We start from the raw sequence: 21,327 nt of genomic DNA on the forward strand, positions 1-21,327 counted from the left end.
TCCGCTTTCGTAAAAATATATGCTAACAAATTTAAATTTTTTTTAAGACATCGATACTATGTAGTACAGCGCCATTTTTGGTAAGATGAATATAGAATGAATACTAATGAAGAAAGTGGTGTCGTATGAGCGAGTTATTGCGTGTAGAAAATGTTACAGGAGGATATACGAAGCGACCTGTACTAAAAGATGTTTCGTTCTCTGTTAATAAAGGCGAACTTGTCGGCTTAATCGGTTTAAATGGAGCTGGTAAAAGTACGACGATTAAACATATTATCGGTTTAATGGAACCGAAAAAAGGAACTGTCACAATTAATGGGAAAACAATTCGTGATGATATGACAGCGTACCGTTCTAGTTTTTCGTTCATCCCAGAAACACCTGTATTATATGATGAACTAACGCTAGAAGAACATTTGAAGCTAACAGCGATGGCGTACGGTGTCGATGAAAAACAATATGAAGAACGTGTAGGACAACTATTACAAGAATTTCGCATGAAAAATCGTTTGAAATGGTTTCCGTCTCATTTCTCAAAAGGGATGAAACAAAAAGTAATGATTATGAGTGCATTTTTAGTGGAACCATCACTTTACATTGTGGACGAACCTTTCGTAGGGCTTGATCCGTTAGCGATTCAATCACTTCTTCAAATGATGGATCAAATGAAAAAAAGCGGTGCAGGAATCTTAATGAGTACACACATTTTAGCGACAGCAGAGCGTTATTGTGATTCGTTCATTATTCTGCATCAAGGTGAAGTAAGAGCGAAGGGAACATTAGCTGAACTACAATCACAGTTTAATATGCCGGGTGCAACGTTAGATGATATTTATATTGCATTAACGAAGGAAGAAGATTATGAATAGCACAGCGTTATGGAAAGAACGATTTCGTCACTTTCTACAAGAAGTTCGTACATATAGTAAATACGTATTTAATGATCATTTGAAATTTATTTTTGTTTTCATCATCGGCGCAGGAGCGTATTATTACCAGCAATGGTTACAAACGTTAACACCTTCGTTCCCGACAGCGCTCGTGATGGCTATATTAATTGGACTCGTTTTAACGGCTGGATCGATACAAACGTTATTAAAAGAAGCAGACCTCGTGTATTTATTGCCAGTTGAAGAAAAGTTAAAGCCTTACTTCACAAAGGCATTTCTCTTTACGTTTATGATTCAGTTATACATAATCGCTATCGTAGCAGCAGCGCTTGCTCCGTTATATTTCCAGCAAATGAAACAAACTGGAGCGGCGTACATATGGCTCGTACTTGTGTTTGTCATTGTAAAAGCGTGGAATTTATTCGTGGCATGGGAAAAATCATTTTTAACAGATCAAAATATACAAAGAGCCGATTGGTTCATTCGTTTTATTTTAAACGCCTTATTTGTGTATTTCCTTGTAGAGCGTACTTCCGTTATGTTTATTGCCGGAATCGTCCTTCTCATGGTGTTATACCTCGCTATTCTGCATCAGATGGTGAAGGGGAAACCACTAAACTGGGAGTATTTAATTTCTGAAGAAGGTAAGAAGATGATGCTGCTGTACCGCATCGCGAATATGTTCGTTGATGTACCAGCATTAAAAGAGAGAGTAGCACGCAGAAAATGGCTTGATTTCATTCTGTCGATGATAGGCGAAAAGCGTACATATTTATACTTATATACGAGAACGTTTTTACGATCTGGTAATTATTTTGGATTATATGTGCGTTTGCTCGCTCTTGGCGGAGTTATTCTTTACTTCATTCCGTTTTTATATGGACGATTTATCGTAAGTCTTATCTTCCTATATTTAATTGGTTATCAGCTATTAACTTTATGGAAGCATCACCGCATGAAGATTTGGCTTGATTTGTACCCAGTAGGCGGAGAAGAGAAGAAAAAAGATTTCCTTACTTTATTAAATGCAATTCTTATTACAGGTAGCGTTATATTTACAGTTATATTTGCACTTGCTACGAAAGATTTCATGATGACGGGAATTTTACTAGTCGTAAGCATAGTATTTAGTATCGGTTTCGTTTATCAATACGGGGCGAAACGTATTGAGCGTTTAAATTGAAGGGAATGAACCTATGATTACATATGAAGAAAAGGTTATAAAAGAGCTGGAGCAGTGGAAAGCTACATTCATGAAAGATTCTTCTATGATGACACGGTTCTCAAAGAAAGTGCAGACGAAAGTACAACAGCTTATTCCAGCGAAAGTGCAAAAAGTATTAACAGAAACGATTCGGATGATGGTACAAACGATTAGTGCCGGATCAAACTTTATAAAGCCGAAATTAAAAGAGACGAACTGGTCATTGCAAAGACGAGATGATGAAGTACGTAAAAAAATGGATGAGTACAAAAAAATAGCAGCGGCAGAAGGAGCAGGGACGGGAGCAGGTGGTATTCTCCTTGGCCTTGCTGACTTTCCGCTTTTACTCGGCATTAAAATTAAATTTTTATTCGATGCAGCAACATTGTACGGATTTGATACGAGCGACAAAGAAGAGCGCCTTTTTATCCTTCACGTTTTCCAGCTTGCCTTTTCAAGTGACGACCACCGAAAAGAAATATGGAAAGCCATCGAAACGTGGGATACAGAAGAAGAAAATCATATGGACTGGGAAAAGTTCCAAACAGAGTACCGAGACTATATCGATTTAGCGAAAATGCTTCAGCTCGTACCAATAATCGGTGCCCCGGTCGGCGCATATGCAAACTATCAATTACTGCAAAGACTTGGGGAAGTAACGATGAATTGCTATCGTATGCGATTATTGAATAAGGATTAAAAAGAAAGCATCCTAAATTTGTGATTTAGGATGCTTTTTTGTTTTAATGATTAATGCTTGAAAAGAAGAAGGTATAATTCAGATTGTCTTTTCAGCGTTTTAGGCTGAAATTAGTGGTGGAGGTAGTTGACATGTAATAAGGTAATTATGACTCTAGATGATCTAATCCCCATCCAACAACTGAATAATTTTGCCGTTTACTAATTGAAACAAAGAATTTTCTGTTTTTCTGGTCTTTTACATGACCAGAAACTCGAATCATACCACCACTAACGGCAGGCCTGATATCAACTTTAGTCACTATAACATCAATATTTTCTTTTTTCTTAATATGTTCTATGGCAGCTGTAGCAGCTTTTTCTTTTGTAATATTTTTATCATGAATAGATGATACGATATAGCTTATTGTTAAAACTATAATTGCTAAAATGATTGAAAATATAATGTTATTCTTTTTTAATTTATCCATATTTCCCCTTCTCAAATCAATTTATGATGATGGGTCCTAAATATTAAATTAAAAGAAGCGCTTATAAAATTACTTCTTTTGCTAATAATCAATGGGGATGAACAAAACCTCCACCGAATAAAGTTTCACTTTATTCGTCGCCCCAATATTCGACTTTATAGTTTTGGGATTTATTTATTACAACGTAATGTTTTTTTTGTTTATTGTTTTTGTCATATCCTCTAACTCTAATAAAGCCCGCAAGTTCTAATTGTTGAATTTTTACATCGGTTACCACAAAGTCTACATTTTTTTCTTTCTTCATAGTTTCTATTGCAACTTCAGCAGCCTTTTCTTTAGTTATATTTCTATCGTAAATAAAGGATGTAGTACAGCCTATGGCTAAAAATATAATTGCTAAAATGATTAAAATTATAACCCTTTTCTTTTTTGATTGATCCATATGTATCTCCTTAAATTTCTTTATATTATTTTTTATAAAGAAATAATATAAAACGAATCGTGAACTAATCGTGTTTTAGTTCAAAATTTTTCGTGGTTGAAATGGTACTGATATGATAGTTATTAGCGTATTCAACTGCAACACTAAATTCTTTGTTTTTGTCATCCGTTACATAACCAGATATAAAAATTGTTTGCAGATCATTTGGAGTGAATTTATGTTTAGTAATAGTTACATCTACGTTTTCCTCCTCCTTGAAGTATTTAATGGTTTCTTCTTTAGCTTTATTAATGATTTGTTGTTCATCATTCTTTGGATTTATTGTACACCCTCCTAAAGTAGCAAATACTAAGATTAAAAGGAAATAAAAACTAATTTTTTTGAATTTGATAACCATTTTCTCCCTCCAATGATATTGTCCCAGTTATTAGGATATATCATTTTTTACAAGGAGGGATTGTTTTGAAAGAAAATAATAAAAATACAGATGAAACCTTTTTTCGTTTATCCAAATAGGAATTGATTTGTTTTATAAAAAAGACATCCTAATCACACATTTAGGATGTCTTTTTGTTCTAATGATTAATGTTTAAAAGGAAAATTTCAGATTGTCTATTCAGTGTTTTAGGCTGAAATTAGTGGTAGAGATAGAACCGATATTATAATCATCTTTATAATCAATTGAAGTAGTAAATTTCTTATTTGTATCATCTTTGATATGACCAGTTATAAAAATAGTTTCGATATCATTAGAAGGAAATCTATGATTCGTAATAGTCACTTCTAAATTCTCTTTTTCTTTAAAATATTGAACTGTAGTTTCTGTTGCTTTATTAACTATTTGTTGTTCCTCATTCTTTTTATCCATCGTACATCCCCCTAAAATACTTAAAATAAATATAAAGAATAGAAAAAAACTAGTTTTTTTGATTGTAATATTCATATTTATCCTCCAATAATGACATCTTGATTATATAAAATATCGTGATAGAAGGAAGGTTTTTAGTGAAAAAAGCACTCACTTTTTCTGGTAGCGGGTGTTTTTTAGTTTTTCTTTCTTATAAGGGACACTCCTGAATGAAAGAAGCAAACTTAAATAGTTATGTTGAAGTGAAACTATTAGATTTAGTAGTTTAAATCAAAACCTTCAGATGTGGAAATGGAACCGATGTGATAATCATTAGCGTATTCAACATCTGCCGAGAATGTTTTATTTTTATCATCTTTCACATGCCCTGAAATCCAAACACTTTGAAAGTCCTTCGGGGCAAATTGATGTTTAGTAATCACTACGTCTAGATTTTCTTTTTCTTTAAAATATTGAATTGTAGTTTCTGTTGCTTTATTAATTATTTGTTGTTCATCATTTTTTTGATTTATCGTACATCCCCCTAAAATACTTGAAATAAATATAAAGAATAGAAAAAAACTAATTTTTTTGATTGTAATATCCATATTTACCCTCCAATAATGGCATCTTGATTATATAAAATATCGTGATAGAAGGAATGTTTTTAGTGAAAAAAGCACTCACTTTTTCTGATAGCGGGTGCTTTTTATTTCTTATAAAGAACATTCTTGAATTAAAGAAAAAACTTAAATAATTATGTTGACGTGAAACTATTAGATTTAGTGTTTAAAATTCAAATTATTAGACGCTGAAATAGAACCAATATGATAATCATTAGCGTATTGGACTGAAGCGGTAAACTTTTTACTTTTGTCATTTGTTACATAACCTGAGATAAGGATAGTTTGAAAATCTTTTTGTCCAAATTTATGATCAGTGATTGTTACATCTAAGCCCTCTGTTTCTTTAAAATATTTAATGGTTACCTCTTCTGCCTTTGCTACTATTTCTTTTTCCTCATTTGTTTTATTATTCATACTGCATCCTCCTAAAAGGATAAGTGTAAGGATAATGAATAATCTTATACCATTTTTTTTCAATCAAAATCCCTCCATTAATGTTATTCTATATTTAGAATATATTAAAATATCTGGTAGTGGGGATATTTTGAAGGAAAATGATAAAGTTTTAGATTCTTGTTATTATTAGCTGTCAAGGTTTGCTTATCGTGGTGATGAGAAGTTAAGAAACAGTATTGAGGTCACTGAAAAGAAAGGTAATTGATAAACTAATTCATAAGGGAAAAACTGATTTATCTAGTGATGAAAAAGCATGTTGGGAAGCGATGATACAAGCGGAAAAAATCTTGTTAGAAGATGGTGCAGTAGCTCCTTTCTATCAAACGGGACGCTCATACTTATAACGATCGGCTATTAAAGGGCTTGTGACGAATGATTTTGGGGGAGAATTTAATTTTAAATGGACTGAAGTTAAATAATGAAATGACATTGCTGTATGATAGTAACTAAAAAGAGCCTCTAAGGAGGCTCTTTTTTAACTAGTCCATAAAAAAGAAACTCTAGTGAGTATTTAATGACCTAGTTTTTTCATTCTAGACTTTCAGAATATGTTCTAGAAGTGACTCTATAATCACTATCTCCATATTCGACATGCACTGTAAATGCTTGAGTTTTATCGTCTTTAACATGTCCTTTTATAAAAACAGTTTGAAAATCACTCGGAGCAAATTCATATCCAGTAATTACTACATCTAGATTTTCTTTTTCCTTAAAATATTTAATGGCTGTTTCATTTGCTTTTTCTACTATTTTTTGTTCTTCATTTTTTTTATCAGTATTCATACTACATCCCCCTGAAAATATGATTGTAAAAATTATGATTAGTCCTAAATAATATTTTTTCAATTATCATTCCTCCATTAATGTTATCCTATATTTAGAATATATTAAATTTTCTAGGAGGGGAAATGTTTTGAGTGAAAATAATAAAGTTTTAGATTCAAGCTATTATCAGCTGTCAAGGGGCGCTTATCAATCTGATAAGGATTTAGCAAAAGGATTTGCTGTCTTAGACAGGGATGGGAATACTATACAAAAGTGGGGAACAAGTGAAACATTCCACGACAAACAAACCGGAATGGACGCAGTAGTCTTTGAACGAGATGTCGATGGGAAAAAGCAAGTTATGGTATCTTTCCGAGGAACAGAAGGGGATAAAATTATAGAGAAAAACTCTTTAGGCATTCCGATGAAGCCAGGGGAAGGTATGAAGGATTTAAAAACGGATACGAATCATTTTGTATTACGAGAAGGTGTTCATGAACCAGCAGCACCTCCTGTTGCAGGAACTGAGAATGCAGGTTCAAAGAAATATTGGAATGAAGAGAATCAACGCTGGGAAACACATAATCAATTTGAACAAGCTGAAAGGGTCATGAAACAAGTAACGGATACATATAAGGGCAGGGATGATGTGGAGATATATACGACGGGTCATTCGTTAGGGGGAGCTTTAGCGGAATATGCAGCGGCATCTAATGACAATGTAAGATGTATGTCATGGAATGCGCCGAGTGCAAAACATTTGTTACCGCCTGATTTACAAGAAAGAGCTAATAATGGAGAATTTAAAGGTAGAATTGTTTCGATTGTTCACGGATCAGATTCAATCGGTTATGGTCCTTTTGGTCCATATGATGGTCATATAGGTTCAACTTATGCTGTTACACCACCTGTTACGAAAGAAGACCTTTCTAACTTACCATTGGAACAAAGACTATTGTTTGAAGCTAATCGCTTTTTGGACTCCGTAAAAGATAAACCTGGATTTCATTATCAAAATAATAAGTATTTCAAGATGGGTAAAGATGGGAATTTGTCGAGTTCATATCTTTTGAATTTAGATACAGGGGAAAGAGTATATGATTCACCTGGTAAGTTATTAGGCGGGGGAGAAATTCGTGTAGTTGTAGAGAATTTGGAAAAGGCCGTAAGAGATATGAAGCGAAATGCGCAAGAATTTCAAGATAGAGTACCGAGGTTAATTTCTAATATGATGACATTATTAGAAACGGCTGAAAGTAGACGGGTAGAAGCTAAAGTAAATAATATACGCGCACATGTAGAGCATTTAAGTTTTTGGTACATACGAACAGCCACGGAAATTTCAGATTTTATTGAGAAGAAAGCCGATGATTATAAGAAGACAGATCAACAATATTAAGGGAGAAGATTAGGATGCCGAGAATTTACTTAAATGAAGAAGCATTGAACCAAGCCTTACAGCAATTTGACCATATGATTCAAGACTTAAATCATAATAAAAGAGTTGTAAGTAATGTACATAATTTACTCTTATCAAGCTGGTCGCAACTTGGAGTGGGGAAGAAGGCCATTAGCGATTTAGAATCTTTTAAAAAAGATATCGAAAGAAGAATGGAAGAATTAGAGTCTGATAAAAGAGAGTTAAAGGGTGCGATTGATTTATTAAAAGCGTTAGATCAAAGTTATGATTACATGGGGCCTAAATATTAGATTACAAGAAGCACTCACAAAGGTGCTTTTTGTAGTTTAACTGGATGAAAGATTACTGTAGTAATTATGGAGGAATATGATTCTGATTCATAAAGTAAATGGAGAAAGTAATATGTAGTTTTGAATCAAACTTGCAAACAATAATCTTTTATTTTACAATTTACTTACCGACCGGTAAGTAAAAATAAGTGAGGTACAGTATGACTAAGAATTTACAAACATCGCAGAACATTGTAGAGGCATCATTTAAACTTATGGCAGAACACGGCATTGAGAAGATGAGTCTTTCCATGATTGCGAAAGAGGTAGGTATTTCAAAACCGGCTATTTACTATCATTTTTCTTCTAAAGAAGCGTTAGTGGACTTTTTATTTGAAGAAGTTTTTTCTGGATATCATTTCGTGAGTTATTTTGATAAAGAGCAATATACGAAAGAAAACTTTGCAGAAAAGTTAATCGCAGATGGTTTACATATGCTCTCTGAGTATGAAGGGCAAGAAGGAATACTACGCGTTATCAATGAATTTATCGTAACTGCATCGCGAAATGAAAAGTACCAGAAACGTTTATTTGAAATACAAGAGGATTTCTTACATGGTTTCCACGATTTATTGAAGAAAGGCGCGAGACTGGGCGTCGTGTCACAGCATGAAACGGAAGAAAATGCTCATACGCTAGCACTCGTGATCGATAATATGAGCAACTATATGCTCATGGGATTCCATTTAAAGTATAAAGAAATTTGGATTCGAAATGTGAAAAACGTCATGAAGGAGGAGTAAAGATGAAAATGCAAAAAAACTGGTGGCTCGGTTTTCTTGGATTTATTGGGATTTATAAAATACCAGGTATGATTGAAGCTTTTCAAGCGGATGGAAGTTGGATGAAGTTAATCGGTTTCATTTGGCTACTTTGGTTCGGATATTTTATTCCTGAGAAGAAAGAAGATTAAATTTCAATTTTCTGTAAGGTTATGTAAAATATAGATTGAGAGTATTCATATATTAGATTACTAGATTTGGAGTGGTTACATGGATCCATTGAAAAATGAAATTCATCCTGACATGGTCAAGGTGTGGAAAGTTCGTGCTGTAATAGAAGAAGGGATCGGTATTCTTGTCATTTTAGCTTACCTTTTCCTCATGATAAAGTTTGATTGGTGGGCGTGGATTTTGTATGTGATGATTGGGCTAACAGTTGTGTTCGCACCATTTTCGTACTTCTTATTCCCAAAACTACGTCAACGTTATTACAGCTACCAACTAAATGAAGAAGAACTTGAAATTCAGCACGGTCTTTTCGTCGTAAAGCGCATATTAGTACCGATGATTCGTGTGCAGCACGTTACGATTGAACAAGGGCCGATTATGAGAAAATATGGCTTAGCAGAATTACACATTTCAACAGCAGCAACTTCTCACAGCATCCCAGGCTTAACGATGTATGAAGCTGAAATGTTGAAAACGAAAATCGCAGAATTAGCGAAAGTGAGTGATGAGGATGTATAAGAGGCAGCATCCAATCACGATGTTATTGGAATTAAAAATAACAGACTTTATACCATTTATTATTTTTCTCTTTAGTTTAAAAGGAAAGTTCCCATTTTGGTATTTAGTTCCTATCGGTTTTGCAATAATCACGATTGTTTCAGCTATCGTAGGCTGGTATTACAAATTATACTGGGTTGAAAATAACGTATTACATGTGAAACAAGGTCTCTTTGTGAAGAAGGAGAGCTACTTAAATAAAGAACGTGTTCAAACAATTAATACAAGCTCTAACGTGTTATATCAAATGCTTGGCTTAAAGAAAATCCAAATCGAAACAGCTGGCGGGGGCAATGATGCAGAAGTAAGCTTAGCTGGAATTAAGGAAGATGAGGCGAAGGAGCTTATTTCCTTACTAAATGAGCCAACTCCAGAAGTGAAAGCAGAAGAAACGTTAGATGAAGCAACAGAACATGCAGTAGAAAAACAAACGACAGAATATAAATTGACTTGGAAAGAAATTTTACTAGCCTCTGTTACATCGGGTCAGTTTGGGCTATTATTCTGGTTAATCTTTTTCGTGTACCACCAAGTAGATGAGTACATTCCGAAATGGATAGAGAATGACGTAAAGTCGTATGTAATGGAATATGATATATACGGCTGGATTTTCATGGTAGCTATTTTGCTCGTCCTTTCGTGGATTATATCTACAATCGGTTATGCGCTAAAACATGGAGATTTCACAGTAAATCGAAAAAATGACGAAGTCCGCATTTCACAAGGATTACTTGAGAAAAAAGAACTCGTCCTAAAGTTACACCGTATTCAAGGGATTACGATAAAAGAAGGCATTTTCCGTCAAATGTTCGGTTATTGCGCTGTGCAAGTAGAAGTGATTCAAAGTAAGGGAACGGATGACGAAAAAGAAAAAGTTACACTGCACCCAATCATTCGAAAAGACCGAGTACAACAGTTACTCGATCATTTACAATTACCATACGAACTGAATACAAATATTATTTCATTACCAAAAGCAGCATTACGCCGCTATCTCATTGATAGCTTCATCTTCTTCGCTATGCTAGCTATCCCGCTTATTGGTATAAGTATATACTTTGAAAAGCACTTCATCATGTGGGCATTAATTCCGCTCGTGATTCTCATCTTTACACTTGGTTACGCAACATTTAAAACAAATGGTTACAGGGTAGATGGAGAGCAAATTACGCTTGTATATCGCAGCATCGGAAAATATACAGGACTTATTAGAAGAAGACACATCCAATCGATGGAAAAGACGCAATCCTATTTCCAGCGCCGCGCGGATTTATGTACGTATAAATTTTCGAGCGCATCATCGAGTTATAAATTAGAGCATACGAGAGTAGAAGATGCGGAGAGAATGCAGGATTGGTATAAGAAGAGAATAAGTGAGAATTAAGTGGAAGGGCTCGTCTTTTGCGGAAGGCGAGTTATTTTTCTATGTAAAAATGATAGGAAATAATTAATAATATATGTGACGCAAAAAAAGTGAGGTGAGCAGGATTGGGGAAATTTTTAATTCCGTATTCCCATTCTTTATTAAGCTTATTTATTTCAATGACGATAATTCAAATATACGATGAGAAGGGGATTTTTGAAGGAGAGCTATTTTCTATTTTTACGAATCTTTTTATTGCTATGTCCCAAATGTTGGCTGCTACTTTGATAGTTGGAGTCCCTGTTGTTTTAGTTGGATGTCTTCTTGGGGAGCTATTGTTTAGGTGCGTTATTTTACCTATAAAGCTACATTTTATCCCATCCTTAATTTTATATATTCTTTTAGCCATAAGTATTGTTTTTTGCTATGAAGTTATATCTGACGGGGTTCCTACAACATATGAAAATACTCGTATTATTAAAATGATGTACTTTATGGGATTAACTATAATTTGCTCTATTACATTTTTAGTAAGTAGGACTACATATGAAGGGAAATAAGGTGATTATATGAAATACACCTGTCCATGCTGCGGATATCAAACAATGGAAGAAGAACCACCAGGTACATATGAAATTTGTAATATGTGTTATTGGGAAGATGATGAGGTTCAGTTTAATGATCCTGACTTTGAAGGCGGAGCAAATGAAGTTTCGTTAAGACAAGCACAGAAAAATTTCATTACGTTCGGTGCTTGTGAGGAATGTTTTGTGAAATCAGTTAGAAAGCCGACTAGTGAAGATGTGAAGGATGCTAGTTGGAAGCAAATTTGTTAAATAGATTAAAATAAAAATGTTATTACTCGATGTAACAGGAGTAATAACATTTTTTTATGTAGTGAATAAGGGAATAGGAGACCAATTATAAAAAATATTATAGTTTCTAGAGATGTGAACAGAGGTTTTGAATTGATTTAAAGTTGATGGAACAAAATAAAACGAATTGAGCAAAAAAACTTGTAAAACTAAAAGGGGAGTTGTATATTAATTGATGTATCAAATATTGATACGTCAATTAATATTTTGATAAGAAAGAAGGCAGGATTTTATATAAGCTACAAAGGTAAAGCGAAGATAGTATAAATTTGATATTAGGACGTAGAGGGGGGCACAATACTGTGGAAATAATCGCAGCTATTTTAGTCGGGATCGTAGCATTAGAACATTTATTTATCATGATTCTCGAAATGTTTTTTATGAATTCAAAAGTGGCAAAACGTGCTTTTCAACTACCGGAGCATTTAGAAGGAGATCGAAACGTAGCCATTATGTTTGCAAACCAAGGTTTATATAATGGATTTTTAGCCGTTGGTCTCATTTGGGGACTTATACTTGGTTTCAATTCAATTGGCTATATGATTCAATTATTTTTTGTAATGTGTGTGGTGGTAGCAGCTCTTTTCGGCGGTTTCACATCTAATAAATCAATTATTGTGAAACAAGGACTTCCAGCTATATTAGCGTTGATTGCCCTTTTAATTGTGATATAGAACCAAAGCGTTTGAATAAAAGAACTCATTTTTGAAAAATACGCTATTCTTTCTGTAAGCTCATAGGAAAGAATAGCGTATTTTTTCATTTTAAGGGGAGAGTTGTGATCCGATATCTTTCAATTTAAGAAGTTTATAACATCCGAAAATAATAACTTTGTATCTTTTCACTTAGAAATGTAAATTCCCTCTTTTTATGGCGAGATTGTTATGAAAATACGTATTACATTAAGGATTGGAACTGGATTAACGCTTTAAAATATAGAAAGTGGGGAAAATAATGTAAAAAAACTATTGTATGTTTAAAAACCTTGTGTTACATTTGTGTTACAAATAAGTTACAAAACGTGACTTTTATTACGGTTTGTTTTCTGTTGTTTTTCGGTATGTTACGAATTAAGCTACGTATCCAATCAACCGAGAATATATAAAGTTAAAAAGAATATCAAACTAAAAATAGTTTTTCTATGTGTATAAGAGTGTGTGTAGTAAAGAGCCTGGTGAGAGCTTTACGCACATTATTAAAATTCCTTTCTGTCTTAAAAGAAGAAGAAAACCAACTACCAACTACCAACTATTGAGGAGTTTTAACTAATGATAGTAAATGAAATGTACTTCCTTTCCCACACACAATGTAGTACATATTTACTTTCAGTCTAATTACTACACAGACTTTTATACATATGACGTTATTGTTTTAGGTATACATAGGGGGAGAAAAAATGAGGAAGTTATTAACGGTAATTGGAATTACATTTTTAATGTTAGCAGGATGTAGTAATGGAGATTTTGAAAAAGAAATGGATGCAGGGAAGACCGCGTTAACGAATAAAGAATATAAAAATGCCTTATCATCATTTGAACGAGCGCTAGATGAGAAAAAAGACGATTCAGATGCAATAGTGCTTGTAGAACAAACGAAAATCATGATGGAAGCTGTGAAGTTAAAAGAAGAAATAAAGATAGAAGAATCAATTCAATCATTTGAAAAAGTAGAGAACACGAAGAATGGAAATACTACGCTTATAAAGCAAGCCAAGGAAGAACGAACAGCATTATTAGCCATTTTAGAACAAAAAAAGAAGTATAGCGAGCAACTGATGAAAAGTGAAGAGTTAATAAATAAGAAAAATTATGCAGAAGCGAAAGAGACATTAAATAAGCTAGTTTCAGAAACAAAAGATAACAAGAATCTTGAAGAATATAATAAAAAGGCTGTAGGATTAATTACTAAAATTGGTGAAGAAGTAAAAAGTGCAAAGAGTGAAACAGCAGCGAAGGCACAAAAAACAAATGCAGTAACGAGTCAAAAGGTAGCAACAGAGAATAATAAAAAGGTAGAAGCAGACAAGACTCAAAAAGTAACAACGGAAAATAATAAAAAAGTAGAAGCAGACAAGACTCAAAAAGTAACGACAGAAAACAATAAAAAGGTAGAGACAGGAAAAGCTCAAGATGATTTTACTTTTGAGAAAGCTACAGCATATATCAAAAATGAATATAAAGAAGACTATGATTACACGCTAGAGAATACGCAAGTAGAGAATGGAAAGAAATATTATCAAATTAGAGTGCGTACGACATATAAAATAGAAGGTGCGGCTGGATCAGGGTTTACTGGTGTATTCAAAGTATTCGAAGATGGTACAATTGTTGAAATGCACTAAAATAGAGATAATAAAGAGGTATCCTCCGTACGAGGATACCTCTTTACGTTTTAAATCGTTCTTTTTGACTAATCTTTAATAATCAATCCCAATAAAGATGCAAACTGAATAGCTTGGTGTGGTGATACTTTACATCCTCTTAGGTTGTTCACTGAAACCGTAAGTGTATCAAAAGTAGAAGAACTAATATCTATTCCTTTCAGTGATGTTTGATCAAAATTTGCTTCGTCAAGGCTGCATGAATCAAATTCAACTTTCTTTAGCTTACAGTCAAAAAAGTCTGCATTATTTAATGAAGTTTCATTAAATATAATCTTTTCTAGTTTAGAATTTCCAAATGAAGCTAAATTCAAAATTGAATTTTCAAATTCAACATTCCCTAAGCTAGATTCTGTAAAATTAACTCCAATTAATTTACTGTTTTTAAATTCGACTCTGTGAACAGAAGAATTGCTTAAATTAACATTTGATAAATCACAGTTCTCAAAACAAACATCTGTAATATCGATATTGCTAAAGTCTGTATTCGTAAACTTACAATTCTTTATCACTGCACTATATAAACGCACTCTATCTACAGATTCATTTTCAAAAGTGGAATCGATAATTTCACACATTTCTAATGTTGAATCTTCATCATAAAAAATATCGTGAAAACTCTTTAACGATAACTCGGGCGAAATTTTTGGTCTATCAATTTTCATATTATATCCTTCTTTCATTGAATTAGTTAGCTAGAAAAAATGGTATGTCTTATAGAAAGAGCTGTATAGAGATTCCCTCTCTTTTTATACTACGCTTTTATTAACTTTAGCAATAAAACATAGTCATGTATGCCCTATTTTTTATTATCCTTTCATTAACTTTAACGATAAAATAATAATATCTCCCTTTAGAGGAGAGTCAAGAATAAGGGGGCAAAATAAATTTGGAAATTTATTTTCTATTGGTGAAGTTGCTAATATGAAAGGCATTACAATAAAAGCTTTAAGAACGAGTACGAAAGAACTGCAACAAATTTTTACAGAAAAGAATATGGACGAATTATTACAATTTTTAGCATGAAAAAGAGAAGAAACTGAGCAAAAGATAAAAGAGATGCAAGCAGTCATTCATACGATTGATAAACTAGATAATAGTGTACAAGTCGCCAAAAAGTTACTAGTACATAATCAAATAACAATACAGTATTTTGAGCAACGTTATATCGTCACTGCTCCATGCAAAGAAGTGGGTAATTTTAAAGAATTCCTTTATTATTCAGATGTAGATAAAATGATTCAGGAGAGAAATTTAGAAACAACGATGGAAATTGGTATAGCATATACCATTCATTCAAAATACAGATTTAAACCAAAGTATGCTTTTTCTGTGTTATGTAAATATGATTACACACAGAAAGAGTAAAATATAGATATATTACCAGAAGGTAACTATTTGATGCTGGCCTATAAAAAGAATAATAAAGCAGAAAGTATGGAGAAATTAAAAGATTATATAGAGAAAAATAATGTAACAATCAAAAATTGCATTGAAGTGGAATTATTAGATGAGTTTTTTAGTACGGATTCTTACAGTTGCCAAATGCAATTGCTTATAGAAAATGAGTGAAAACGCACTTTAGAGCATACTCAGAAATAATATAAACTAGAAGATGGTAAGTACAATTGTTGAAAAGGTATCCTCAAAGTATGTGAGGATACCTTTTTAGCATAAAAAAAGGCATCTAGCAAAAGTACTAGATGCAAATAAAAACACAAGGGAAGACAAAATTCTTCCCTTTTCCCGTAAGTAATTATATCAAAAAATTTATAAAAAACTAGCTTTATTTTTAATATAATTGATGTGTGAAGCTATGAAAGTATAAGATTACACTATTTTGGTAGTGTTTTGTCGAAAAAGGAGCTGTATATATGATTAATTTTAAACCAGAAAATTTGAACCAACTATTAAAAGTGATGCTCATTAGTGCGAATAAGTCCTATGATGCGATTACAGATTATGAATGTACGGGAGAAGCAGTAGTATTTCGTATAGACTTCGAATATATTGACGTTTCTTTAATGATTGTAGATATGTTAGGAAGATCAGCGGCGAGATTTAACATTTTGCCATTTGCTAAACCAGATACGAATGAAATAGATTACATTCAGTTTCAAGTGTATTCCATTAATGAAGGGAATTTTAAAGAAGTTCTTGATACGATGTAAAAAAACTATAATTTTACAAATATGTATATACCAACTAATATATAAGTAATAAATTCATATAATTGGAGTGATGAGATGCAGCCGTTAGAAAGGGAGATTCATTCTAATATGCTGAAAGTGTGGCGAATTCATGCTTTAATTGGGGCAGCAGTTATACTAGCAGTCGTAATTGCGTATTTCTTTTTTATGATCAATTTTAATTGGTGGGGTTGGCTGTTCGGGTTGTTAGTAACAGGCGCTATTACGTTTATCCCGCTTGATTATTTTGTATTTCCAAATTTACGTCAGCGCTATTATAGTTATAGATTAAATGAAGAAGAGATTGAGATTCAAAAGGGAATGTTCGTTGTAAAACGCGTACTCATTCCAATGATTCGCGTGCAGCACGTAACGATTGAACAGGGCCCGATTATGAGAAAGTATAATTTAGCAGAATTACATATTTCAACAGCAGCAACTTCTCATAGTATTCCAGGTTTAACGAAAGAAGAAGCAGAGCAGCTAAAAAGACAAATTGGAGAACTTGCGAAAGTGAGTGATGAGGATGTATAAGAGGCAACATCCAATCACAATTTTATTAGGTATTCGAATTGCGACTTTGTTGCCTTTTATTTTTCTTGTTTTATTTCGATCAGATGGTGAAGTGAAACCGTGGTATTTATTTCATCTTGTTCTCTTGGCTATATTATTTATTATGGTTATTTTTTCAGCTATAAAATGGTATTTCAAGGTGTACTGGGTTGAAAGTAATATTTTACATATAAAGCATGGTGTGTTCGTGAAGAAAGAAAGTTACTTAAATAAAGAACGTGTGCAAAATATTAGTACGTCTTCTAACATCATTTATCAAATACTTGGACTGACGAAATTAAATATTGAAGTAGCGGGCGGCAGGACTGAGCCAGAAGTGATGTTGGCGGGTATTAGAGAAGAAGAAGCGAAGGAACTCATTGCATTATTACATAAAGAAAAAAGCGTTGTGACTGAAGAGACGCCAGCGGAAGAAGGAAGTAAGACGGTTTATCAGTTAACGATGAAAGAGATTTTAGCAGCTTCCATTACATCGGGTAGATTCGGATTAGTGTTTTCAGGATTACTTCTTATTTACACAGAGTTTAATCAATTTCTTCCAGAATGGCTCATAAATAAAGTGGAAGCGTATGTGATGGATAACGGTGTATATGAATTAATCGTTATGGCCGCGATTTTAATGGCGGTTTCGTGGGTCGTTTCGACAGCTGGCTATGCGTTAAAATATGCGAACTTTAAAATAGAGCGAAACGGAAATGAAGTTCGCATCGTGCAAGGATTATTTGATAAGAAAGAGTTTGTGTTAAAATTACACCGCATTCAAGCGATTACAGTGAAAGAAGGCATTCTCCGTCAGCCTTTCGGTTATTGCTCTGTCGAAGTAGAAGTTATTCAAAGTATAGAATCCGCTGGGAATGAAGTGATGTTACATCCTTTTATGAAGAAAAAAGATGTGCAGCAGTTACTTACGTATTTGCAGTTGCCGTATGAAACGGAAGAGGAAATCGTTCATTTACCGAAAGTTGCATTACGCCGCTACGTAATAATGGGCTGGATTACAAGTGCTGTACTCGCAGTGCCAATTGCCGGTGCGAGTATATATTTTAAGCAATATATGGCGTTATTCACTTTAATACCACTATTTATCATATTTACTTTACTCTCATACGCTCGGTATACAAGTAGTGGTTATATGATACGAGACAATCAGTTAGTCATGGTATACCGTGGTCTTGCAAAATATACGGGGATCATGCGAAGAAGGCATGTTCAAGCAGTAGGATACAGCCAGTCGTATTTTCAAAAGAAAGACGAGCTATGTACAGCTGCCGTATCGGTAGCGGGGCATCGTTATAAAGTGAAGCATATGCAAAAAGAAGATGCGCTTCGTATATATAATTGGTACAAAGAAAAAGGAAACACCAGTGTGTAATGGTGTTTCCTTTTTGTGTCGTGAATTGTCGATAAGTCGATATTCTCTGTCGAATCGTCGATATATCAAAAAAATCGTTGATATATTGAAAGATACGATAGATATATTCGAAAAATCGTTGATATAATTTCATGTACCGCATACCTGGAGGAACTACGGTACAAAAAAACTTAAACTACTACATCAAAAGTAGTCACAAATGATGGACGAGAGAAAATACTTTTCTGTTGCTCTGCATGTGGATGCGCCGGAGCTTGTCCTTCTGCTTGGGTAGGGCGTTTTTTATGAGCATTTTCGAATGAACGTGATTCTGTCCAGTCTTTAAAGTTTTGCTCTGTTTCCCACATCGTTAAGATGACATATGTATCGTTACTTAATGGGCGTAGAACGCGGATCGCTTGGAATCCTGGCTCATTTTCAATAAGGCCTGCGCGGTTTTTAAAACGATTTTCAAATACTGGGCGACCTTCATCTGTTACGGAAATGTTGTTACAAACGATATAACCAGGTTGTCCTTTAAATTCACCAACAGCGTCTAGTACGTCATACTGAAGTGATCCTTCTACAGATTCTTCTGTATTTTCTTTATAAAACATATCTTTTTCGTTATTTTTTGCAGTGAAATGTGCTTGTTCTAGAGGTGTTTCGTATGAAATAATAGCCTTCATTTTAATGCCCCCTTATTTATTTGTTTCTATTATATCAACTCTCTTAAAAAACTTCGAAGATTATATACATAAAGATACTTCTTTTTCAAATAATAAATGTACCATCATTTGGAAAGAAGGCCGATGTATGAAGAAAGTAAAGTGGACTTTATTAGGTGGCGTCGCAACGGTAGTAGTAGCGATTGTACTGTATAAACTTATCGTGTTAGCTGGTGGCTATATGATGGATGAAAAGCAGCTCGTTTTCCACTCTTCATCACGTATCGTTGACCAGAAAGGGAAAGAAATTACGAAATTATACGTAGAAAATAGAGATCTCGTACCGATCGAGCAAATTCCGAAATATGTGCAACAGGCATTTATTGCAGTGGAAGACTCTCGTTTTTATGAGCATCAAGGGATAGATTATCCGTCTATACTTCGCGCTCTTTATAAAGATACGTTAGCTGGAGAAAAAATAGAGGGCGGCAGTACGATTACACAACAACTCGCTAAAAATGTCTTTTTAACTCATGAAAAAACAGTTACGCGCAAGTTGAAGGAAGTCGCAATTTCCCTTCAATTAGAGCAAAAATATACGAAGCAACAAATTCTTGAAATGTATATGAATCATATTTATTTTGGCCATGGGGCTTACGGTATTCAAGCAGCAGCAAAGTTGTATTTTAATAAAAATGTAGAAGATTTAACAGTAGAAGAAGGGGCAATGCTTGCAGGGCTTCCGAAGTCGCCAAATGGATATTCACCTTATTTTTCCCCAGAGAAGAGCAAAGAACGCCGCGATCTCGTATTGTCACTTATGCATAAACAAGGCTATTTGACTGCTGAAGAAAGCGTACGTTATCAAGGAAAGACAATTGCTCTCTATAAAAACTTAGATGAGAATGAGCTCGCATATATGCCGTATATTGATATGGTTATAGATGAAGCAGCACGTTTATACGGATTATCTCATCAAGAAGTGCTTCGCGGAGGATATACGTTTGTCGTACCGATGGATGAAAAGATTCAAAAGGTAGCGTATAACCAATTTCAAGATGCAAGAAATTTCCCTGGGAAAGAAGAGGGTGCGCAAGGTGCATTTTTATTAATGGATAATCGTACGGGCGGGATTAAAGCGGCGATTGGCGGAAGGAAGTATGTGCCAAGAGGATTTAATCGTGTTTTTGCAAAAAGGCAGCCGGGGTCTGTGTTAAAACCGCTTATCGTCTATGCACCAGCACTCGAAACGAAAAAATATAATCCATATTCTTTATTAACGAATGAAAGAAATTCTTTTGAGGGCTACGAACCTCGAAATTACAATCATGAGTATTCAAAAGAAATGACGATGTACGATGCGATTTTAGAATCGGCAAACGTACCGGCAGTTTCTTTATTAAATGAGTTAGGGGTAGAGGAAGGAAAGCAATATTTAGAAAAGGGTAATGTCCATATTGCAGATGCTGGTCTAAGTACGGCGCTTGGCGGATTGAAAAACGGTGTTTCACCATTTGATCTTGTGAAAATGTATCGTGCGTTTTTAGCAAATGGTGATATTATTGAGCCGCACGTTATTGATAAAGTGTTAAATAGACATGGTGCAGTCATTGGAGAATCGCCAAAAGTAGAAACAAAAATTTTCTCGAAACAAACGGCCTGGTATATGACGAAAATGCTTGAAGGAGTTGTAAAGGAAGGGACAGCGAAAGCCGGTGTATATAACGGGGCGTTAGCTGGGAAAACAGGTACCACTTCCTTACCAAATGAAGATAATGGAGCTAGAGATATGTGGTTCGTTGGCTATACGCCAAATTTAGTAGGCGCTGTTTGGATTGGTTATGATCGTACAGATAAAGAGCATCAGCTGCAAGGAGAAAGTGCGTCAGCAACGAAATTATTTAAGAAAATTTTAACGAAGGCAAATGTAGAACAGAAAGAGCAGTTTATGAAACCAGAAGGTGTGGAAACCATCGGTGCTCCGATTCGGTTGCATAAGATTGAAGATGTGAAAATGAAATTAGCGTTTAGCCCTTTCGGTTTATTTAAAGCGAAATTAAGCTGGACACCACTTCCAGATGAAAGAATTATGTATCGTATTTATAGAGTGGAAAACGGAATTCATACGCATGTAGGTACTGTAAACGGTGCCGGAGAATATGAAGAAAAGTTCGTTAATATCTTTTCAAAACCGAGCTTTTACGTTGTGCCATATAACACACAAACGAATCGCGAAGGAGAAAAGTCAAAAGTAGCTAAACCATAGTTTTTC

Annotated in this window: 26 protein-coding genes and 2 pseudogenes; 19 read left to right on the forward strand and 9 right to left on the reverse strand. The window is 34.1% G+C overall.

Translation table 11 applies throughout. From position 1 onward, the window contains the following. Positions 1-125: 125 nt before the first annotated feature. From ecsA to ecsC, 3 genes are read left to right on the forward strand one after another with little or no spacing between them, the layout of a single operon-like run. On the forward strand, positions 126-869 hold the full coding sequence (ecsA, locus tag ATN06_RS05485; protein WP_053565078.1) for an ABC transporter ATP-binding protein EcsA: 744 nt from the start codon (positions 126-128) through the stop codon (positions 867-869). Beyond that, positions 862-2,073: an ABC transporter permease EcsB gene (gene ecsB / locus ATN06_RS05490; RefSeq protein ID WP_060629841.1), complete on the forward strand. Its 1,212-nt coding sequence runs from the start codon at positions 862-864 to the stop codon at positions 2,071-2,073. Before ecsA ends, ecsB begins: the two co-directional genes overlap by 8 nt. Positions 2,074-2,086: 13 nt before the next feature. Further along, positions 2,087-2,794, forward strand: a complete 708-nt coding sequence (gene ecsC / locus ATN06_RS05495; protein WP_000634125.1) for an ecs operon protein EcsC — start codon at positions 2,087-2,089, stop codon at positions 2,792-2,794. A gap of 145 nt (positions 2,795-2,939) precedes the next feature. Here the strand turns inward: ecsC and ATN06_RS05500 are convergent, their stop codons facing one another. The 6 genes from ATN06_RS05500 to ATN06_RS05525 form a co-directional block, all read right to left on the reverse strand. Further along, the gene (locus tag ATN06_RS05500; protein WP_060629842.1) at positions 2,940-3,263 is read right to left on the reverse strand and encodes a hypothetical protein; all 324 of its coding nucleotides are present in this window, start codon (positions 3,261-3,263) and stop codon (positions 2,940-2,942) included. A 130-nt stretch (positions 3,264-3,393) separates the two neighbouring features. Next, the gene (locus ATN06_RS05505) at positions 3,394-3,705 is read right to left on the reverse strand and encodes a hypothetical protein (protein WP_060629843.1); all 312 of its coding nucleotides are present in this window, start codon (positions 3,703-3,705) and stop codon (positions 3,394-3,396) included. Positions 3,706-3,769: 64 nt separating this feature from the next. After that, entirely contained in the window at positions 3,770-4,102 is a 333-nt protein-coding gene (locus ATN06_RS05510) for a hypothetical protein (RefSeq protein ID WP_060629844.1), read from the reverse strand. 219 nt (positions 4,103-4,321) lie between these two features. Then, positions 4,322-4,648, reverse strand: a complete 327-nt coding sequence (locus ATN06_RS05515) for a hypothetical protein (RefSeq protein WP_060629845.1) — start codon at positions 4,646-4,648, stop codon at positions 4,322-4,324. 182 nt (positions 4,649-4,830) lie between these two features. After that, on the reverse strand, positions 4,831-5,160 hold the full coding sequence (locus tag ATN06_RS05520) for a hypothetical protein (protein ID WP_060629846.1): 330 nt from the start codon (positions 5,158-5,160) through the stop codon (positions 4,831-4,833). Positions 5,161-5,334: 174 nt separating this feature from the next. Then, positions 5,335-5,655: a hypothetical protein gene (locus ATN06_RS05525; RefSeq protein ID WP_060629847.1), complete on the reverse strand. Its 321-nt coding sequence runs from the start codon at positions 5,653-5,655 to the stop codon at positions 5,335-5,337. A 173-nt stretch (positions 5,656-5,828) separates the two neighbouring features. On the opposite strand from ATN06_RS05525, the pseudogene ATN06_RS29145 reads away from it, so the two are divergent. Next, a pseudogene (locus tag ATN06_RS29145) lies at positions 5,829-6,053 on the forward strand (peptide ABC transporter substrate-binding protein); the annotation flags it as partial. 109 nt (positions 6,054-6,162) lie between these two features. On the opposite strand, the gene ATN06_RS05535 reads toward ATN06_RS29145, so the two are convergent. After that, complete coding sequence (locus ATN06_RS05535) at positions 6,163-6,417, reverse strand: hypothetical protein (RefSeq protein WP_001090712.1); 255 nt, start codon at positions 6,415-6,417, stop codon at positions 6,163-6,165. Positions 6,418-6,547: 130 nt separating this feature from the next. On the opposite strand from ATN06_RS05535, the gene ATN06_RS05540 reads away from it, so the two are divergent. The 10 genes from ATN06_RS05540 to ATN06_RS05585 all read left to right on the forward strand — a co-directional run bounded on the left by ATN06_RS05540 (position 6,548) and on the right by ATN06_RS05585 (position 14,235). Beyond that, complete coding sequence (locus ATN06_RS05540) at positions 6,548-7,798, forward strand: lipase family protein (RefSeq protein ID WP_060629848.1); 1,251 nt, start codon at positions 6,548-6,550, stop codon at positions 7,796-7,798. A 14-nt stretch (positions 7,799-7,812) separates the two neighbouring features. Beyond that, positions 7,813-8,109: a hypothetical protein gene (locus tag ATN06_RS05545; RefSeq protein ID WP_001137435.1), complete on the forward strand. Its 297-nt coding sequence runs from the start codon at positions 7,813-7,815 to the stop codon at positions 8,107-8,109. Positions 8,110-8,309: 200 nt separating this feature from the next. Continuing rightward, complete coding sequence (locus ATN06_RS05550) at positions 8,310-8,891, forward strand: TetR/AcrR family transcriptional regulator (RefSeq protein ID WP_060629849.1); 582 nt, start codon at positions 8,310-8,312, stop codon at positions 8,889-8,891. A gap of 2 nt (positions 8,892-8,893) precedes the next feature. Beyond that, complete coding sequence (locus ATN06_RS05555; RefSeq protein WP_000783808.1) at positions 8,894-9,061, forward strand: hypothetical protein; 168 nt, start codon at positions 8,894-8,896, stop codon at positions 9,059-9,061. Positions 9,062-9,140: 79 nt separating this feature from the next. Then, complete coding sequence (locus ATN06_RS05560) at positions 9,141-9,617, forward strand: PH domain-containing protein (protein WP_060629850.1); 477 nt, start codon at positions 9,141-9,143, stop codon at positions 9,615-9,617. Further along, positions 9,610-11,040 carry a PH domain-containing protein gene (locus tag ATN06_RS05565; protein ID WP_060629851.1) on the forward strand — a complete coding sequence of 477 codons (1,431 nt, stop codon included), beginning with the start codon at positions 9,610-9,612 and terminating at the stop codon, positions 11,038-11,040. Before ATN06_RS05560 ends, ATN06_RS05565 begins: the two co-directional genes overlap by 8 nt. 104 nt (positions 11,041-11,144) lie before the next feature. Next, complete coding sequence (locus ATN06_RS05570; RefSeq protein WP_060629852.1) at positions 11,145-11,579, forward strand: hypothetical protein; 435 nt, start codon at positions 11,145-11,147, stop codon at positions 11,577-11,579. 9 nt (positions 11,580-11,588) lie between these two features. Continuing rightward, positions 11,589-11,855, forward strand: a complete 267-nt coding sequence (locus ATN06_RS05575; protein ID WP_060629853.1) for a CPCC family cysteine-rich protein — start codon at positions 11,589-11,591, stop codon at positions 11,853-11,855. 341 nt (positions 11,856-12,196) lie between these two features. Beyond that, positions 12,197-12,568 carry a DUF1304 domain-containing protein gene (locus ATN06_RS05580; RefSeq protein WP_060629854.1) on the forward strand — a complete coding sequence of 124 codons (372 nt, stop codon included), beginning with the start codon at positions 12,197-12,199 and terminating at the stop codon, positions 12,566-12,568. A gap of 722 nt (positions 12,569-13,290) precedes the next feature. Next, positions 13,291-14,235: a hypothetical protein gene (locus ATN06_RS05585; RefSeq protein ID WP_060629855.1), complete on the forward strand. Its 945-nt coding sequence runs from the start codon at positions 13,291-13,293 to the stop codon at positions 14,233-14,235. A gap of 68 nt (positions 14,236-14,303) precedes the next feature. Here the strand turns inward: ATN06_RS05585 and ATN06_RS05590 are convergent, their stop codons facing one another. Continuing rightward, positions 14,304-14,939 carry a pentapeptide repeat-containing protein gene (locus ATN06_RS05590; RefSeq protein WP_060629856.1) on the reverse strand — a complete coding sequence of 212 codons (636 nt, stop codon included), beginning with the start codon at positions 14,937-14,939 and terminating at the stop codon, positions 14,304-14,306. Positions 14,940-15,198: 259 nt separating this feature from the next. Between ATN06_RS05590 and ATN06_RS05595 the strand changes: the two are divergent. From ATN06_RS05595 to ATN06_RS05610, 4 genes and pseudogenes are all read left to right on the forward strand, one after another. Continuing rightward, positions 15,199-15,846: pseudogene (locus ATN06_RS05595) on the forward strand (MerR family transcriptional regulator). Between the two features lie 302 nt (positions 15,847-16,148). After that, positions 16,149-16,445, forward strand: a complete 297-nt coding sequence (locus ATN06_RS05600; RefSeq protein ID WP_060629857.1) for a hypothetical protein — start codon at positions 16,149-16,151, stop codon at positions 16,443-16,445. A 75-nt stretch (positions 16,446-16,520) separates the two neighbouring features. Then, positions 16,521-16,997, forward strand: a complete 477-nt coding sequence (locus tag ATN06_RS05605) for a PH domain-containing protein (protein ID WP_001182711.1) — start codon at positions 16,521-16,523, stop codon at positions 16,995-16,997. Further along, positions 16,990-18,408, forward strand: a complete 1,419-nt coding sequence (locus ATN06_RS05610; protein ID WP_060629858.1) for a PH domain-containing protein — start codon at positions 16,990-16,992, stop codon at positions 18,406-18,408. The genes ATN06_RS05605 and ATN06_RS05610 overlap by 8 nt, the downstream gene beginning before the upstream one ends. A 170-nt stretch (positions 18,409-18,578) precedes the next feature. Here ATN06_RS05610 and hmoB read toward each other — a convergent pair whose 3' ends face one another. Continuing rightward, positions 18,579-19,076, reverse strand: coding sequence for a heme-degrading monooxygenase HmoB (gene hmoB / locus ATN06_RS05615; protein WP_060629859.1), 498 nt, complete (start codon positions 19,074-19,076; stop codon positions 18,579-18,581). A 127-nt stretch (positions 19,077-19,203) separates the two neighbouring features. Here hmoB and ATN06_RS05620 point away from each other — a divergent pair, with 127 nt between their 5' ends. Continuing rightward, entirely contained in the window at positions 19,204-21,321 is a 2,118-nt protein-coding gene (locus ATN06_RS05620; RefSeq protein ID WP_060629860.1) for a transglycosylase domain-containing protein, read from the forward strand. Positions 21,322-21,327: the final 6 nt, after the last annotated feature.

Origin of the sequence: Bacillus thuringiensis, assembly GCF_001455345.1 — a bacterium.
Lineage (GTDB): Bacteria > Bacillota > Bacilli > Bacillales > Bacillaceae_G > Bacillus_A > Bacillus_A thuringiensis_N.

Bases quoted from the DNA above. Each gene is read 5' to 3' on its own strand.
- ecsA (WP_053565078.1), top strand. From the start codon at position 126: ATGAGCGAGTTATTGCGTGTAGAAAATGTTACAGGAGGATATACGAAG.
- ecsB (WP_060629841.1), top strand. From the start codon at position 862: ATGAATAGCACAGCGTTATGGAAAGAACGATTTCGTCACTTTCTACAA.
- ecsC (WP_000634125.1), top strand. From the start codon at position 2,087: ATGATTACATATGAAGAAAAGGTTATAAAAGAGCTGGAGCAGTGGAAA.
- ATN06_RS05500 (WP_060629842.1), bottom strand. From the start codon at position 3,263: ATGGATAAATTAAAAAAGAATAACATTATATTTTCAATCATTTTAGCA.
- ATN06_RS05505 (WP_060629843.1), bottom strand. From the start codon at position 3,705: ATGGATCAATCAAAAAAGAAAAGGGTTATAATTTTAATCATTTTAGCA.
- ATN06_RS05510 (WP_060629844.1), bottom strand. From the start codon at position 4,102: ATGGTTATCAAATTCAAAAAAATTAGTTTTTATTTCCTTTTAATCTTA.
- ATN06_RS05515 (WP_060629845.1), bottom strand. From the start codon at position 4,648: ATGAATATTACAATCAAAAAAACTAGTTTTTTTCTATTCTTTATATTT.
- ATN06_RS05520 (WP_060629846.1), bottom strand. From the start codon at position 5,160: ATGGATATTACAATCAAAAAAATTAGTTTTTTTCTATTCTTTATATTT.
- ATN06_RS05535 (WP_001090712.1), bottom strand. From the start codon at position 6,417: ATGAATACTGATAAAAAAAATGAAGAACAAAAAATAGTAGAAAAAGCA.
- ATN06_RS05545 (WP_001137435.1), top strand. From the start codon at position 7,813: ATGCCGAGAATTTACTTAAATGAAGAAGCATTGAACCAAGCCTTACAG.
- ATN06_RS05550 (WP_060629849.1), top strand. From the start codon at position 8,310: ATGACTAAGAATTTACAAACATCGCAGAACATTGTAGAGGCATCATTT.
- ATN06_RS05555 (WP_000783808.1), top strand. From the start codon at position 8,894: ATGAAAATGCAAAAAAACTGGTGGCTCGGTTTTCTTGGATTTATTGGG.
- ATN06_RS05560 (WP_060629850.1), top strand. From the start codon at position 9,141: ATGGATCCATTGAAAAATGAAATTCATCCTGACATGGTCAAGGTGTGG.
- ATN06_RS05565 (WP_060629851.1), top strand. From the start codon at position 9,610: ATGTATAAGAGGCAGCATCCAATCACGATGTTATTGGAATTAAAAATA.
- ATN06_RS05575 (WP_060629853.1), top strand. From the start codon at position 11,589: ATGAAATACACCTGTCCATGCTGCGGATATCAAACAATGGAAGAAGAA.
- ATN06_RS05585 (WP_060629855.1), top strand. From the start codon at position 13,291: ATGAGGAAGTTATTAACGGTAATTGGAATTACATTTTTAATGTTAGCA.
- ATN06_RS05590 (WP_060629856.1), bottom strand. From the start codon at position 14,939: ATGAAAATTGATAGACCAAAAATTTCGCCCGAGTTATCGTTAAAGAGT.
- ATN06_RS05600 (WP_060629857.1), top strand. From the start codon at position 16,149: ATGATTAATTTTAAACCAGAAAATTTGAACCAACTATTAAAAGTGATG.
- ATN06_RS05605 (WP_001182711.1), top strand. From the start codon at position 16,521: ATGCAGCCGTTAGAAAGGGAGATTCATTCTAATATGCTGAAAGTGTGG.
- ATN06_RS05610 (WP_060629858.1), top strand. From the start codon at position 16,990: ATGTATAAGAGGCAACATCCAATCACAATTTTATTAGGTATTCGAATT.
- hmoB (WP_060629859.1), bottom strand. From the start codon at position 19,076: ATGAAGGCTATTATTTCATACGAAACACCTCTAGAACAAGCACATTTC.
- ATN06_RS05620 (WP_060629860.1), top strand. From the start codon at position 19,204: ATGAAGAAAGTAAAGTGGACTTTATTAGGTGGCGTCGCAACGGTAGTA.